This window comes from Streptomyces sp. NPDC007025 (assembly GCF_042869455.1).
GTDB lineage: Bacteria > Actinomycetota > Actinomycetes > Streptomycetales > Streptomycetaceae > Streptomyces.
On the sequence record NZ_JBIAFT010000007.1, the window covers coordinates 284543 to 298311 of the forward strand.

General features: G+C 75.1%; 7 protein-coding genes. 5 read left to right on the forward strand and 2 right to left on the reverse strand.

The window, feature by feature from the left end; all coding sequences use genetic code 11:
* Positions 1–61: 61 nt before the first annotated feature.
* Positions 62–2923, reverse strand: coding sequence for a flippase-like domain-containing protein (locus ACFYMO_RS16250; RefSeq protein ID WP_388546901.1), 2862 nt, complete (start codon positions 2921–2923; stop codon positions 62–64).
* A 152-nt stretch (positions 2924–3075) separates the two neighbouring features.
* On the opposite strand from ACFYMO_RS16250, the gene ACFYMO_RS16255 reads away from it, so the two are divergent.
* The 5 genes from ACFYMO_RS16255 (at position 3076) to nudC (ending at position 13364) form a co-directional block, all read left to right on the forward strand.
* Complete coding sequence (locus tag ACFYMO_RS16255) at positions 3076–3477, forward strand: MGMT family protein (protein ID WP_388546904.1); 402 nt, start codon at positions 3076–3078, stop codon at positions 3475–3477.
* 173 nt (positions 3478–3650) lie between these two features.
* Positions 3651–7295, forward strand: coding sequence for an ATP-dependent helicase (locus tag ACFYMO_RS16260; RefSeq protein ID WP_388547016.1), 3645 nt, complete (start codon positions 3651–3653; stop codon positions 7293–7295).
* A gap of 55 nt (positions 7296–7350) precedes the next feature.
* Positions 7351–10812, forward strand: a complete 3462-nt coding sequence (locus tag ACFYMO_RS16265; RefSeq protein ID WP_388546907.1) for a UvrD-helicase domain-containing protein — start codon at positions 7351–7353, stop codon at positions 10810–10812.
* Between the two features lie 28 nt (positions 10813–10840).
* Positions 10841–12250, forward strand: a complete 1410-nt coding sequence (locus ACFYMO_RS16270; protein WP_366773939.1) for a M20/M25/M40 family metallo-hydrolase — start codon at positions 10841–10843, stop codon at positions 12248–12250.
* Positions 12251–12452: 202 nt separating this feature from the next.
* Positions 12453–13364, forward strand: a complete 912-nt coding sequence (nudC, locus tag ACFYMO_RS16275) for an NAD(+) diphosphatase (RefSeq protein ID WP_366773953.1) — start codon at positions 12453–12455, stop codon at positions 13362–13364.
* Between the two features lie 80 nt (positions 13365–13444).
* Here nudC and ACFYMO_RS16280 read toward each other — a convergent pair whose 3' ends face one another.
* The gene (locus ACFYMO_RS16280) at positions 13445–13687 is read right to left on the reverse strand and encodes a mycoredoxin (RefSeq protein ID WP_360293195.1); all 243 of its coding nucleotides are present in this window, start codon (positions 13685–13687) and stop codon (positions 13445–13447) included.
* Between the last annotated feature and the right edge of the window lie 82 nt (positions 13688–13769).

Sequence of the window (13769 nt, forward strand, 5' to 3'; positions counted from 1 at the left end):
TTCATCGTGCGGACGGATCCCGCGCGGCGGCGCGCTGTGTGAGGCGGACGGGTGGTCTTCCTCAGAGCGCGCCCCTGCGGGTCAGATGGGTGAAGGAAAGCCAGCCGGGCAGCACCGGCATCCACAGCGTCAGCAGCCGGAACAGCAGCACCGCCGGGGTCGCCACCTCCTTGGGCACCCCGAACGCGATGAGCGCGGCGATCAGGGCCGCCTCGACGGCACCCAGCCCGCCCGGAGTGGGCGCGGCCGAACCGAGCGCGTTCGCGGTCAGGAAGACGACGGCGAGGTTCGCGTAGCTCGTCTCGTGCCCGAACGCGCGCACGCACGCGTCCAGGCACATCACGAACGCCAGCGTCAGCAGCAGCATCCCCAGCACACCGGTGAGCAGCTTCTGCGGCCGCTGCGCCACGTCCAGCATCCGCGGCACCACGCCCGCGAACAGCGAGCGCACCCGGTTCGAGACGAACCGGCGCAGCGCGGGCACCGCCGTGACGATCAGCACCAGCACGGCCGCGGTCAGCAGCCCGGCGATGACCGCCCGGGACGGCGAGAGGGTGGGGGTGTGTTCGGTCCCGGTGATGTAGCCGAACAGCATCAGCAGCGTGATGTGGCTGCCGAGCCCGAAGAGCTGGGAGGCGCCCACGCTCGCCACCGCGTGCCCCGGGCGCACCCCGGAGCGCTGGAGGAACCGGGCGTTCAGCGCCACCCCGCCGACCGCCGCGGGGGCCACGAGCTTCACGAAGGAGCCGGCCACCTGCGCCTGCACCGTCCGCCACCAGGAGACCTTCTCCGGGACGAAGCCCAGCAGCGACATGGCGGCGAACAGATAGGTCACCGCGGAGAAGGCCACCGCGCCGCCGACCCAGGCCCAGTTCGCGCTGAGCACCTTGTCCAGCGGAACCTGGGAGAGCTGGGTCAGCAGGAAGTAGGCGGCCAGGGTGCCGGCGATGAAGCTGACCAGGGTGCGCGGCCGGATCCGCTCCAGCCGCGCGGGCTCTATGGGCGCCTGCGGTCTGATCCGCAGCACCTGCTGCCGGATCTGCGCCAGCAGGTCCTCCTCGCGGGCCTCCTCCAGCGCCTCGTCTATGGCCTTCTTCTCGGCGTTCTTCTCCGCGCGCAGCGACTTGCGGTGCGCGCGGCTCGTCGCGGGCGGTTCGGCCCCGTCCCGGGCCCTGGCAGCCCTGCCGCTGCGGGACGCCTCGATGACGGCCTCGCGCTCGCGTTCGGCACGCTCCTTGGCCAGCCGCCGCAGCGTCGTGCGGGTGCTGCGGCTGAGCGCGATGGGCTGCAGCAGCGGCAGGCTGTCCGCGACGGCGTCGGGCCCCAGCACGTCCACCGCGGTCGAGGCGGCGCGCTCGGCGCCCACCCGCAGCCCCAGCACGGTCAGCAACTGGGCGATGTCCATCCGCAGGATCAGGTCCCCGGCCGCGATCTCCCCGCCGCGCAGGTCCGTCAGGTAGACGGCGCCGGAGTGGTCCACCAGCAGCGCGTCGCCCACCAGCCTGCGGTGGGCGATGCGCCGCGACTGCAGTGCCTGGACCTGGCGCCAGGTCGTGCGCATCAGCTCGTCGGTGACCTCCTCGTCCGGCAGCGCGTCCAGGCTGCGGCCCCCGATGTGCTCGTAGACCAGCATCACCGCGTCCGGGCCGAGTTCCGAGGTGGCGATCAGCCGGGGCGCGTTGGCGCCCGCGGAGATGGCCGCGTAGGCGAGCAGCGCCTCCTGCTCCAGGGCCTGCCGCAGCGACTGGAGACTGCGGCGCTGGGTGATGCCGCGCAGTGCCAGCCGCCGCCAGACGCGGTAGAAGAAGCCCTGGGCCTGCTGCTCGCGGTCGACGACGGTGACGTCGAGCGGCGGCCCGTCCTCCAGCGTCACCCGGTAGCGGCGCCCCCGGTCGTTGTGGTCGCGCCGGTCGGCCTCCCCGGCGTCCTCCACCCGCACCGCGCTGACCGGGGTGAAGCCCACCCGGCGCAGTCCCGCCAGCAGCGTCTGGCCGGTGGGCCGGACGTTCGGGGTGCCGACGGCGTACAGCGTGCCGTAGGCCGTGGTCCAGCCGATCAGCACCGTCACCACGATGGAGAAGGCCGTTGTGTACCCGGGCACCAGCACCGCGGTCGCGTTCAGCAGCAGCACGCCCCACAGCACCACCCGCCAGCGTGGACGGCGCGCCATCCCGACCGCGGTCATGTACGCGATGACCGGCGCGAGATAGCTGTGCACCGGGGTGGTGGCGTCCTGCGGGGTGATCGCCTTGGTCAGCGCGTCCCGGATCGAGTCGGGCGCCGCCTGGGCGACCCACAGGTCCACGGCGAGCGAGGCGCCGTGCGCCAGGACGGCGGCCAGCACGCCGTCCGCGATCCGCAGCCCGTCCCGCTTGATCAGCCGTTCGATCGCGAACGCGACGGGCACCAGCAGTACGGCGATGCTGGACGCCAGGCCGGTCAGACTGATGAGCAGATCGGGAGCTTCCGCGGTGCCCTTGTCGATGTCCTGTTCGAGTCCCGCAGTGGTGCCGTGTGCGAAGTTCGCGATGACCAGCACCAGCGCGATGCCCAGCAGCCCGAGCACCATCCGCAGCAGATCGGAGGGGCGGTGCACCCGCGCCGAGAGCAGCGGTTCGTCGCTCTCGATCTCGACCCGGTCCCCCTCCGCGACGACCGCCGGCTTCTCCGGCGGTTCCGCCGGAGCCGGCGAGCCGCCTGCCCCCGACCCCGGCTCCCGCCCGGGCCGGGGCGCCGGCTCCGGCTCGTTCTCGGGGTCGGTCCCGGGCTTCGACTCGGGCTCGGGGGGACCCTGCCGGGGGGTCTCCCGACCGGTACCCGCGCCGGGCCGGGCAGCACTTCCGGCGGCGGGTGCGCCCTCCTCGGAGGGTCCGTCACCGTGCCGCTGTCCTGCCGCTGCCGTCTCGTCGTGGTCCCGTATCACTCGTCACCGCCCGGAAGATGGTGGCACGAGGGGCGGGCCGCCGGGAGCACGAGGGTGCATTCCGGTGGCGCGGGGGACGAATCGGCATCCGGGCCGGGCCGCCCCCGGCCGGGGCGGCGCCGCTGTCGGTGGCATGCGGCACCATGGCCCGCATGGCTGGAAATCCCCGAGAGGCGGAACCGGACGAGGCCGCCGCTGCCGCACCCCGGGACACCGACGTGCCCGCGCTGCCCGAGTACGCGGAGCGCGTACTCGAGGTCGCCGAGCTGATCCCGGCCGGCCGGGTGCTGACGTACGGGGACATCGCCGAGTGGCTGGAGGAGGGCGGCCCCCGCCAGGTGGGCAGAGCCATGGCGCTCTACGGAGGTGCCGTCCCCTGGTGGCGCGTGGTGCGCGCGGACGGGCTCCCGCTGCCGGGCCAGGAGCAGCGGGCCCTGGCGCACTACCACGCGGAGGGCACTCCGCTGCGCGAGCCGGCCGCCGCGTCCCGCCGCCGGGGCGAGGTCCCGCGTCTCGACATGCGCCGGGCCCGCTGGGACGGGATGGCCGGGTGACCCCGCGCTGCGGCTCCTCACAGTTCCCAGCTTCCGCCATGCCGCCCGGCCCGATGCGCTGGGCAGTCCGTACGGGGTACAGCAGCCGTACGGGGCACGGGAGCGAGGCGCTGCGCCACGTGTGTCCGCAGGCGTAGCGTCTGTACCGCTCCGCACAGACTTCTCCCTAGGCGATCCACGTGAGTACCTCCCTTGCTGCCGACACGCGTCAGCGGTCCCGTGAGCCCGGTGCGTACCGACTGGTGCGCACCGCCGCGGGACCAGTCGATCTCCCTGCCTCTGACGCGGCCCAGCGTGCTGTGGTTGACCACCGCGGCGGCCCGCTGCTCGTCCTGGCCGGACCGGGCACGGGCAAGACGACCACCCTGGTCGAGGCGGTCGCGGCCCGGGTGCGGGAGGGCGTGGATCCGGAGCGCGTCCTGGTGCTGACCTTCAGCCGCCGGGCCGCCGTCGACCTGCGCGACCGGATGGCGGACCGGCTCGCCGCGGATGCGGGATCGGCTTCCGCCCGGCTGCCCCGGCAGCCCACGGCGCCGGGCGCGCCGAGCGGGCCGGCGCCGCAGGGCGGCGGGGACTCCCCGAGGGGCGCCCTGCGCGCTCCCGCCGCGACGACGTTCCACTCGTACTGCTACGCGCTGGTGCGCGCGCATCAGGACGCCGACCTGTTCGCGGAGCCGCTGCGCCTGCTGACCGGTCCGGAGCAGGATCTGCACATCCGCGAACTGCTGGAGGGCCAGCTCGCGCTGGCGGCGCGCGGGCGTGCGACGGTGCGCTGGCCCGACGAACTGCGCGCCTGCCTGACGACCCGGGGCTTCGCCGACGAGGTCCGGGCCGTGCTGGCGCGCGGACGCGAGCTGGGACTGGGCCCGGCCGCGCTCGACGCCTTCGCGCGCCGCGCCCGGCGCCCCGACTGGAGCGCCGCGGCCGGGTTCTTCGCCGAGTATCTGGACGTACTGGACATGCAGGGCGTGCTCGACTACGCCGAGCTCGTGCACCGCGCCGTCCTGCTCACCGAGCGCCCGGAGGTGGCCGCCCGGCTGCACGACGCGTACGACGCGATCTACGTCGACGAGTTCCAGGACACCGACCCCTCCCAGGTGCGGCTGTTGCAGGCCCTGGCGGGCGGCGGGGCCCGCACCCTGGTGGCGTTCGGCGACCCCGACCAGTCGATCTACGCCTTCCGCGGCGCGGACGTGAACGGCATCCTGCGCTTCCCCGACCTCTTCCCGCAGCGCTCCGGAGCCCGCGCGCCCGTCCGGGTGCTGCGCACCGCCCGGCGCTCCCGGCCCCGGCTGCTGTCCGCCACCCGCGAGCTGACCGCCCGGATGCCCCTCACCCGGCTGCCCGCCGAGGCCGTCCGCGCCCATCGCGCCCTGCGCCCCCGGCCGTCCGGCGGCCCGGCCCCGGCGGGCGCGCCGGCCCCGGCGGGTGCGGACGGCAGCGACGGCACGGACGGTCCCGGCGCGGGCGCGGACGGCGCGGGTGCCTCCGGCCGGGTCGAGGTGTACACATACGCGACCGCGGGTGCCGAGCTGGACAACATCGCCGACCTGCTGCGCCGCGCCCATCTGGAGGACGGTCTCCCCTGGGGCGAGATGGCGGTCCTGGTGCGCGCGGGCGGGCGGTCGCTGCCCGTGGTCCGCCGCGCCCTCGTCTCCGCCGGCGTGCCCGTGGACGTGGACGGCGACGACGTACCGCTGCGCCACGAACCAGCCGTCGCCCCCCTGCTGACGGCGCTGCGCGTCGCGGCCACCGGCGCCCTGGCGGAGTCGGCCGCGCTCGGCACCGAGACCGCGCTGACCCTGCTGACCTCACCGCTCGGCGGGATGGACGCCGCCGACCTGCGCCGTCTCGGCCGGGCACTGCGCGAAGAGGAGCGCGCCGCCGGTGCCAAGGTGCCCCGGCCCTCCGACACCCTGCTGGCCGAAGCCCTCGCCGAGCCCGAACGCCTGGTCGCCCACACCCCGCACTCCGGCGCCGCCGCCCCGGCACCCGGCGGGCGCTCCGTCGAGGGCGCGCACAGCCTCGGCCTGCTGCTGCGCAAGACCCGCGAGCTGCTCGCCGGCGGCGGCACCGCCGAGGAGGCCCTGTGGGCGCTGTGGAGCGGCACCGGCTGGCCGGACCGGCTGGAGCGGACCGCGCGCCGCGGCGGCCCCGCCGGCCGCAACGCCGACCGTGACCTGGACGCCGTCTGCACCCTGTTCGCCGTCGCGGCACGCGCCGAGGAGCGGGGCGGCGGCCGGGGGGCGCTCAACTTCCTGGACGAGCTGGAGGCACAGGACATAGCGGCCGACACGCTCGTCCAGCGGGCGGTGCGGCCCGAGTCGGTACGGCTGATGACCGCGCACCGCGCCAAGGGCCGCGAGTGGCGGCTGGTGGTCGTCGCCGGGGTCCAGGAGGGGCTCTGGCCCGACCTGCGACGCCGGGGCTCCCTCCTGGAGGCGGACCGTATCGGCAGGGACGGCATCGCCGAGCCGCTGTCCCCGGGAGCCCTGCTGGCCGAGGAGCGCAGGCTGTTCTACGTCGCGACGACCCGCGCCGCGGAGCGCCTCGTGGTGACGGCCGTGGCGGCCCCCGCGGAGGACGGCGACCAGCCCTCGCGGTTCCTGGGCGAGCTGGGCGTCCAGCCGCAGCCGGTCGGCAGCCGCCCCCGCCGTCCGCTCTCGGTGCCCGCGCTCGTCGCCGAGCTCCGCGCCACCACCGTCGACCCGGCGGCCTCGCCCGCGCTGCGGGACGCGGCCGCCCGGCGGCTGGCCAGGCTGGCGGCCGAACGCGACGAGGAGGGGTATCCGCTCGTTCCGGCAGCGCATCCGCAGCGCTGGTGGGGACTGGCCGAGCCCACCCGCTCCGCCGTGCCGCTGCGCGAGCGCGAGGCGCCCGTCGCCCTGTCCGGCAGCGCACTGGAGCAGCTCGGGCGCTCCTGCTCCCTGCAGTGGTTCCTGGCCCGGGAGGTCAAGGCGGACGAACCGGCCACGGCCGCGCAGGGCTTCGGCAACGTGGTGCACGTACTGGCCGACGAGGTGGCCTCCGGCAGCAGCCCCGGCGACCTGTCCGCGCTCATGGAGCGGCTGGACGCCGTCTGGGACGGCCTGTCCTTCGACGCGCCGTGGAAGTCGCGGCAGGAGAAGGAGAACGCGCGCGCCGCCCTGGAACGCTTCCTGCGCTGGCACGTCATGGCACGCGGAGAAGGCCGCGAGCTGGTCGGCAGCGAACACGGCTTCGATGTCACGCTGCGGGCCGGTGAGTACGCCGTCCGCATCCGGGGCAGCATGGACCGGGTCGAACGCGACGCGGCGGGCCGCGCCTACGTGGTCGACTTCAAGACCGGCCGCACCCGTCCCACCGGGCCCGAGGTCGAGCGCCACCCCCAGCTCGCGGTCTACCAGCGCGCCGTGCAGGAGGGCGCGGCCGACGCCCTGTTCGACGGGGTACGGCCGGAGCCGGGCGGGGCCGAACTGGTGCACCTGCGGCTCGGCGCCGCCCGCCGCGACGGCGGGGACGCGCTCCCGGTCGTCCAGCAGCAGGAGCCTCCGCCGGAGCCCGGACCGGGACCGGGGCCGGGGCCGGAAAGCGCGCCGGAGCCCGGTGCGGCGCCGCAAAACGCAACGGAAGCCGCATCCGGTCTGGAAACCGCATCCGCAACGGAAGCCGCATCCAGGACAGCGGGTGACGGGGACTGGGTCGGCGAGCTGCTGGCCACCGCCGCGGCACGGGTCCTGGACGAGCGCTTCACGCCCTCGCCCGGCCGGCAGTGCACGCACTGCGCCTTCCGCGCGGCCTGCTCCGCCCGCCCCGAGGGCCGCCAGGTGGTCGAGTAGCCGGCTCGTCCGGCCCCCGCGCACGCTGTCAGCCACGAGCGCTAGCGTCTTACGAGTGCCCGCACCCCTCACCGACCCCGCACAGCTCGCCGAGCTGCTGGGGATCCCGTTCACCCCGGAGCAGACGGCCTGCATCACCGCGCCGCCCGCTCCGCAGGTGATCGTGGCCGGAGCGGGCTCGGGGAAGACCACCGTCATGGCGGCCCGCGTGGTCTGGCTGGTGGGCACCGGGCAGGTGGCGCCCGACCGGGTCCTGGGGCTGACGTTCACCAACAAGGCAGCCGGAGAGCTGTCCGAACGCGTGCGCAAGGCGCTGCTGCGCGCCGGGGTTACCGACCCCGACCCGGCGGGTCCCGACGGCGCGGAACCGGGAGAGCCGCAGATCTCCACCTACCACGCCTTCGCCGGACGGCTGCTGACCGAGCACGGACTCCGCCTCGGGCTGGAGCCGACCGTACGGCTGCTGGCGGACGCCACCCGCTTCCAGCTCGCCGCCTCGGTACTGCACACGGCGCAGGGCCCCTTCGAGGCGCTCACCAAGTCCGTACCGGCGCTCGTGGAGGACCTGCTGGCGCTGGACGCCGAACTGTCCGAACACCTCGTCGCGCCCGAGGAGCTCCGCGCGCACGACACCGGGCTCCTCGCGGACCTGGAAGGGGCCCGGCTGACCAACGAGAAGCTGCGCAAGGTGCCGCAGGCCGCCCTCGCCCGGCAGGAGCTGCTCGGCCTGGTGGCGGAGTACCGCGCCCGCAAGCACGCGCAGGAGCGGATCGACTTCGGCGACCAGATCGCGCTGGCCGCACAGCTCGCCCGGATGCCCGAGGTCGGCCGCGCCCTCCGGGAACAGTTCTCCGTCGTCCTGCTGGACGAGTACCAGGACACCTCCGTCGCCCAGCGCGTCCTGCTGGCCGGACTCTTCGGACAGGGCACCGGCCATCCGGTCACCGCCGTCGGGGACCCCTGCCAGGCGATCTACGGCTGGCGCGGCGCCTCCGTCGCCAACCTGGACGACTTCCCCCGCCACTTCGCACACTCCGACGGCACCCCCGCACGCCGCCAGTCGCTGAGCGAGAACCGGCGCAGCGGCGGCCGGCTGCTGCACCTCGCCAACACGATGGCCGCACCGCTGCGGGAGCGCCACCAGGGCGTCGAGGCGCTGCGCCCCGCATCCGGCGCGGAGCGGGAAGGACGGGTCCACGCGGCGCTGCTGGGCACGCACGCCGAGGAGATCGCCTGGCTGGCCGACTCCCTGGCACACCTGGTGCGCACCGGAACCCCGCCCGGCGAGATCGCCGTGCTGTGCCGCAGCGCCGGCGACTTCGCCGAGATCCAGGGCGCACTGGTCGAGCGCGACCTGCCCGTCGAGGTCGTCGGCCTGTCCGGACTGCTGCACCTGCCGGAGATCGCCGACCTGGTCGCCGTCTGCGAAGTGCTGCAGGACCCCACCGCGAACGCCGCGCTGGTGCGGCTGCTGACCGGACCGCGCTGGCGGATCGGCCCCCGTGACCTGGCGCTGTTGGGACGCCGCGCGGCGCTGCTCGTCGCACACCAGCGCGCACACCCGGACGACGACCCGGACGAGCGGCTGGCAGCGGCCGTCGAGGGCGCCGACCCGGCCGAACTGCGCTCCCTGGCGGACGCCCTGGACACCTTCCTGGAGTCCGACGGCCACGACGACGACCTGCCGTTCTCCGCCGAGGCGCGGGTGCGCTTCGCACGGCTCGCCGCCGAACTGCGCGACCTGCGGCGTTCGCTGGCCGATCCGCTCATGGACGTGCTCCACCGGGTGCTGGCCGTCACCGGGCTGGAGGTCGAGCTGGCCGCCTCCCCGCACGCGGTGGCGGCACGGCGGCGCGAGACGCTCGGCCGGTTCCTCGACATCGCGGCAGGCTTCGCCTCGCTGGACGGCGAGGCCACCCTGCTGGCCTTTCTGGCGTTCCTGCGGACGGCCGTGCAGTACGAGAAGGGGCTGGACAGCTCGCTCCCCGGCGGGGAGAACACCGTCAAGGTGCTGACCGCGCACAAGTCCAAGGGGCTGGAGTGGGACGTGGTCGCGGTGCCCGGCCTGGTCGCCAAGCAGTTCCCCAGTGAACAGGCCCGCGAGACCTGGCTCACCCAACCCAAGGTGCTGCCGTACGAGCTGCGTGGGGACGCGGAGACCCTCCCGTCCCGGCCCGAGTGGACCGCGAAGGGCCTCACGGACCAGGAGAACGCGCTGCGGGCCCACCAGTCGACGGAGGAGCTGCGGCTCGGCTACGTCACCTTCACCCGCCCGCGCAGCCTGCTGCTGGGCTCCGGACACTGGTGGGGGCCCGCGCAGAAGCGCCCGCGCGGCCCCTCCGCCTTCCTCCAGGCCCTGCGCGCCCACTGCGAGGCCGACCCGGCGCACGGCGAGGTCGAGCACTGGGCCGAGCCGCCGGAGCAGGACGCGGCCAACCCAGCGCTGGAGGAGCCCGCCGAGGACCGCGTGTGGCCGCTACCGCTGGACGCGGAAGCGCTGGCACTGCGCCGCGCGGCGGCCAACCGGGTGCTGGCCCACCTCGAAGCCGCCGACGGCAGCGACGACGCCGCCGGACCGGGGACCGCCGACGCCTCCCCCGGGGATCCGGCAGCCGCCTCCGGCCCGGACGCGCACCTGCCGGACCCGGACGCGGGCCCCCACCCGGGCCCGGCGGCCGACCCGGACGCGGGCCCCGCCCCGGACGGGGCGGCCGGGCCCGGCGGTCTCGACCCCGAGGAGGCCCGGCTGGCCGCAGCCTGGGACCGGGACCTGGAGGCACTCACCGGAGAGCTGCGCCGCTCCCGCGCCGCGGTACGCGACGTCCCGCTGCCGCGCACGCTGAGCGCCTCCCAACTGCTGCGTCTGGCCGCCGACCCGGAAGGCTTCGCCCGGGAACTGGCCCGCCCCATGCCGCGCCCTCCGCAGCCCGCGGCCGCCCGCCGGGGCACCCGCTTCCACGCCTGGGTGGAGTCCCGCTTCGAAGAACTCCCGCTGCCACTGCTGGGCCCCGAAGAGCTGCCGGGCGCGGACGGCGAGGGCCGCTACGCGGGCGAGCCCCCGCAGATCACCGACGAGCGGGACCTGGCCGCCCTCAAGGAGGCGTTCGAACGCACCCCCTGGGCACACCGGACCCCCCACCGCGTGGAGGCGCCCTTCCAGCTCGCGCTGGCCGGACGGATCGTCCGGGGCCGGATCGACGCCGTCTACCGGGACCGCGCACCGGACGGGAGCGTGACCTTCGACATCATCGACTGGAAGACCGGCCGCGGCCGGGAGGCCGACCCCCTCCAGCTCGCCGTCTACCGCCTCGCCTGGGCCGAACAGGAAGGCGTTCCGCTGTCCTCCGTCGGCGCGGCGTTCCTCTATGTGCGCAGCGGCACACTGGTGCGGCCCGCGGAACTCCCGGACCGGGCCGGACTGGAACGGCTGCTGCTGGACGGCGCCCCCGCGCAGCGCGCGCCCGACCCCCGGCAGCCCCCGCGGCACCCCGGGCACGAGCCTCCGGCCGACGGCTGACCCAGCCCGGCCCGATAGGGTCGAGGGCATGAGCACCACCCCCGCTCCCCCGGACAGCGCTGTCCGAACCTTCATCCAGGACCAGCGTCCCGCCTTCCTCGGCGACCTGTGCGACTGGCTGCGCATCCCGTCCGTCTCCGCCGACCCGGAACGCGCACCGGAGGTGCGGCGCAGCGCGGAGTGGCTCGCCGCCGCGCTGCGCGCCACCGGCTTCCCCGTCGCGGAGGTCTGGGAGACCGAGGGCGCGCCCGCCGTCTTCGCCGAGTGGCCCTCCGGCGACCCCGCGGCACCCACGGTCCTGGTCTACGGCCACCACGACGTCCAGCCCGCGGCCCGTTCCGACGGCTGGCACAGCGAACCGTTCGAGCCCGAGGAGCGGGACGGCAGGCTGTACGCGCGGGGCGCCGCCGACGACAAGGGGCAGGTCCTCTTCCACGCCCTGGGTCTGCGCGCGCACCTGGCCGCCACCGGGCGGAGCACCCCGGCGGTCGGCGTCAAACTGCTCGTCGAGGGCGAGGAGGAATCCGGCTCACCGCACTTCCCCGCGCTGCTGCGCACCCACGCGTCCCGGCTGGGCTGCGACGCCGTGGTCGTCTCGGACACCGGCATGTGGGACGAGGACACCCCCACCGTCTGCACCGGGATGCGCGGGCTCACCGACTGCCAGATCGACCTGTACGGACCGGCCCAGGACGTGCACTCGGGCTCCTTCGGCGGAGCCGTGCCCAACCCGGCCACCGAAGCCGCCCGGCTCGCCGCGGCGCTGCACGACGAGGACCGCAGGGTCACCCTCCCCGGCTTCTACGACGGAGTCGTGGAGCTGACCGAGGAAGAGCGCACCCTCTTCGCCGAGCTGCCCTTCGACGAGGACGCCTGGCTGCGCACGGCGCACTCCCGCGCCGCCCTCGGCGAACGCGGCTACACCACGCTGGAGCGGGTGTGGGCCCGGCCCACAGCCGAGGTGAACGGGATCGGCGGCGGCTACCAGGGCCCCGGCGGCAAGACGATCGTGCCCGCCTCGGCCGAGCTGAAGCTGTCCTTCCGCACCGTCGCGGGCCAGGACGAGGAGAAGATCCAGCAGGCACTCCGCGACTGGGTCGCCGGCCGGCTGCCCGCGGGGATCCGGCACGAGATCACCTTCTGGGGCGCCACCCGCCCCTGCCTCACCCCACTCGGGCACCCCGCACTGCGCTCCCTCACCCGCGCCATGGGACGCGCCTTCGGCACCCCGGTCCGCTTCACCCGCGAAGGCGGCTCCGGCCCCGCGGCCGACCTGCGGGACGCGCTCGACGTCCCGGTGCTCTTCCTCGGCGTCTCGGTCCCCTCGGACGGCTGGCACGCGCCGAACGAGAAGATCGAACTCGATCTGCTGTTCAAGGGCGCGGAGACCGCCGCCTACCTCTGGGAGGACCTCGCGGCACACTGGGGCGAGGGCTGACCCGGACGACACCCGCCGCGCCCTCCGACCGACTCACGAACGCTCGCCAACCGCCCCCCGACCCGCTGCCGGGCGGGGAGCCCCGACCCAGGGGGAGTAGGAAGCAGAAGTGACCATCCCGACCTCGACAGACCCCAGCGCCGACCGGACCGCCGGGCCCGGCGGCGGAGCCGGCCGGCCCGGACCCTCCGGCGACCCGGCCATCAGCCTCACCAGTACCGGAGGCATCGACCGGGCCGCACACCACCGGCTGGACGAGGCATGGCTGGCGGCGGCCTGGAGCCACCCCAGCACCCGGGTCTTCGTGGTCTCCGGCGGACAGGCCCTGATCGAGGACCAGGAGGACGGCACGACGGAACTGGTCACCATGCCGTCCTTCGACGCCCCCTTCACCGAGGCCCATCGCTACTTCCTGGGCACCGACGAGGACGGAGTGCGCTACTTCGCGCTCCAGAAGGACTCGCTCCCGGGCCGGATGGACGACATCGCCCGCCCGGCCGGACTGCGCGAGGCGGGCGTACTGCTCTCGGACCGCGACAGCGAACTGCTGGTGCACGCCGTCGGCCTGGAGAACTGGCAGCGCACCCACCGCTTCTGCTCCCGCTGCGGTGAGCGCACCGTCATCGCGGCAGCCGGGCACATCCGCCGCTGCCCGGCCTGCGGGGCCGAGCACTATCCGCGCACCGACCCCGCCGTGATCATGCTGGTCACCGACGAGCAGGACCGCGCACTCCTCGGCCGCCAGGTGCACTGGCCCGAGGGCAGGTTCTCGACGCTGGCGGGCTTCGTGGAGCCGGGTGAGTCCCTGGAGGCCGCCGTGCGCCGCGAGGTCGCCGAGGAGGCCGGGGTGGCCGTCGGGCCCGTCAGCTATGTGGCGAGCCAGCCCTGGCCGTTCCCCTCCAGCCTGATGCTGGGCTTCATGGCGCGCGCCACCTCGTCCCGGATCCAGGTGGACGAGGACGAGATCGAGGAGGCCCGCTGGTTCTCCCGCGAGGACCTGCGGGCGGCGATCGACTCCGGTGAGGTGCTCACACCCTCGGGCATCTCGATCGCGGCCCGGCTGGTCGAGCTCTGGTACGGGCAGCCGCTGCCGCAGCCCCGGCACCACGACTGAGCCGCCGCAACCTCGGCACCATGTCTGGGGCGGCGGCGGGCCGGCCCGCTACGCCGGACCGGTCCCGCCGCCGGCCGCGGTCAGCTCCCGACCCGCTCCTTGACCTGGGCCAGCGAGGGATTCGTCAGCGTCGAACCGTCGGGGAACAGTACGGTGGGCACCGTCTGGTTGCCGCCGTTCGCCTTCTCGACGAAGTTCGCCGACTCGGGGTCCTGCTCGATGTTGATCTCCGTGTACGCGATGCCCGCGCGTTCCATCTGGCCCTTCAGCCGACGGCAGTAGCCGCACCAGGTGGTGCTGTACATCGTCACAGTGCCCGTCATCTTCTCCAGTGCTCCTTCGTCTCGTCCGGGTGCGGTATCTGAACGCGTGGCGGCCCGGGGACATTCCCCCGGGCCATCCTCC

Coding starts and splice junctions, on each gene's coding strand:
- ACFYMO_RS16270 (WP_366773939.1), top strand. CDS start 10,841: ATGAGCACCACCCCCGCTCCCCCGGACAGCGCTGTCCGAACCTTCATC.
- ACFYMO_RS16255 (WP_388546904.1), top strand. CDS start 3,076: ATGGCTGGAAATCCCCGAGAGGCGGAACCGGACGAGGCCGCCGCTGCC.
- ACFYMO_RS16280 (WP_360293195.1), bottom strand. CDS start 13,687: ATGACGGGCACTGTGACGATGTACAGCACCACCTGGTGCGGCTACTGC.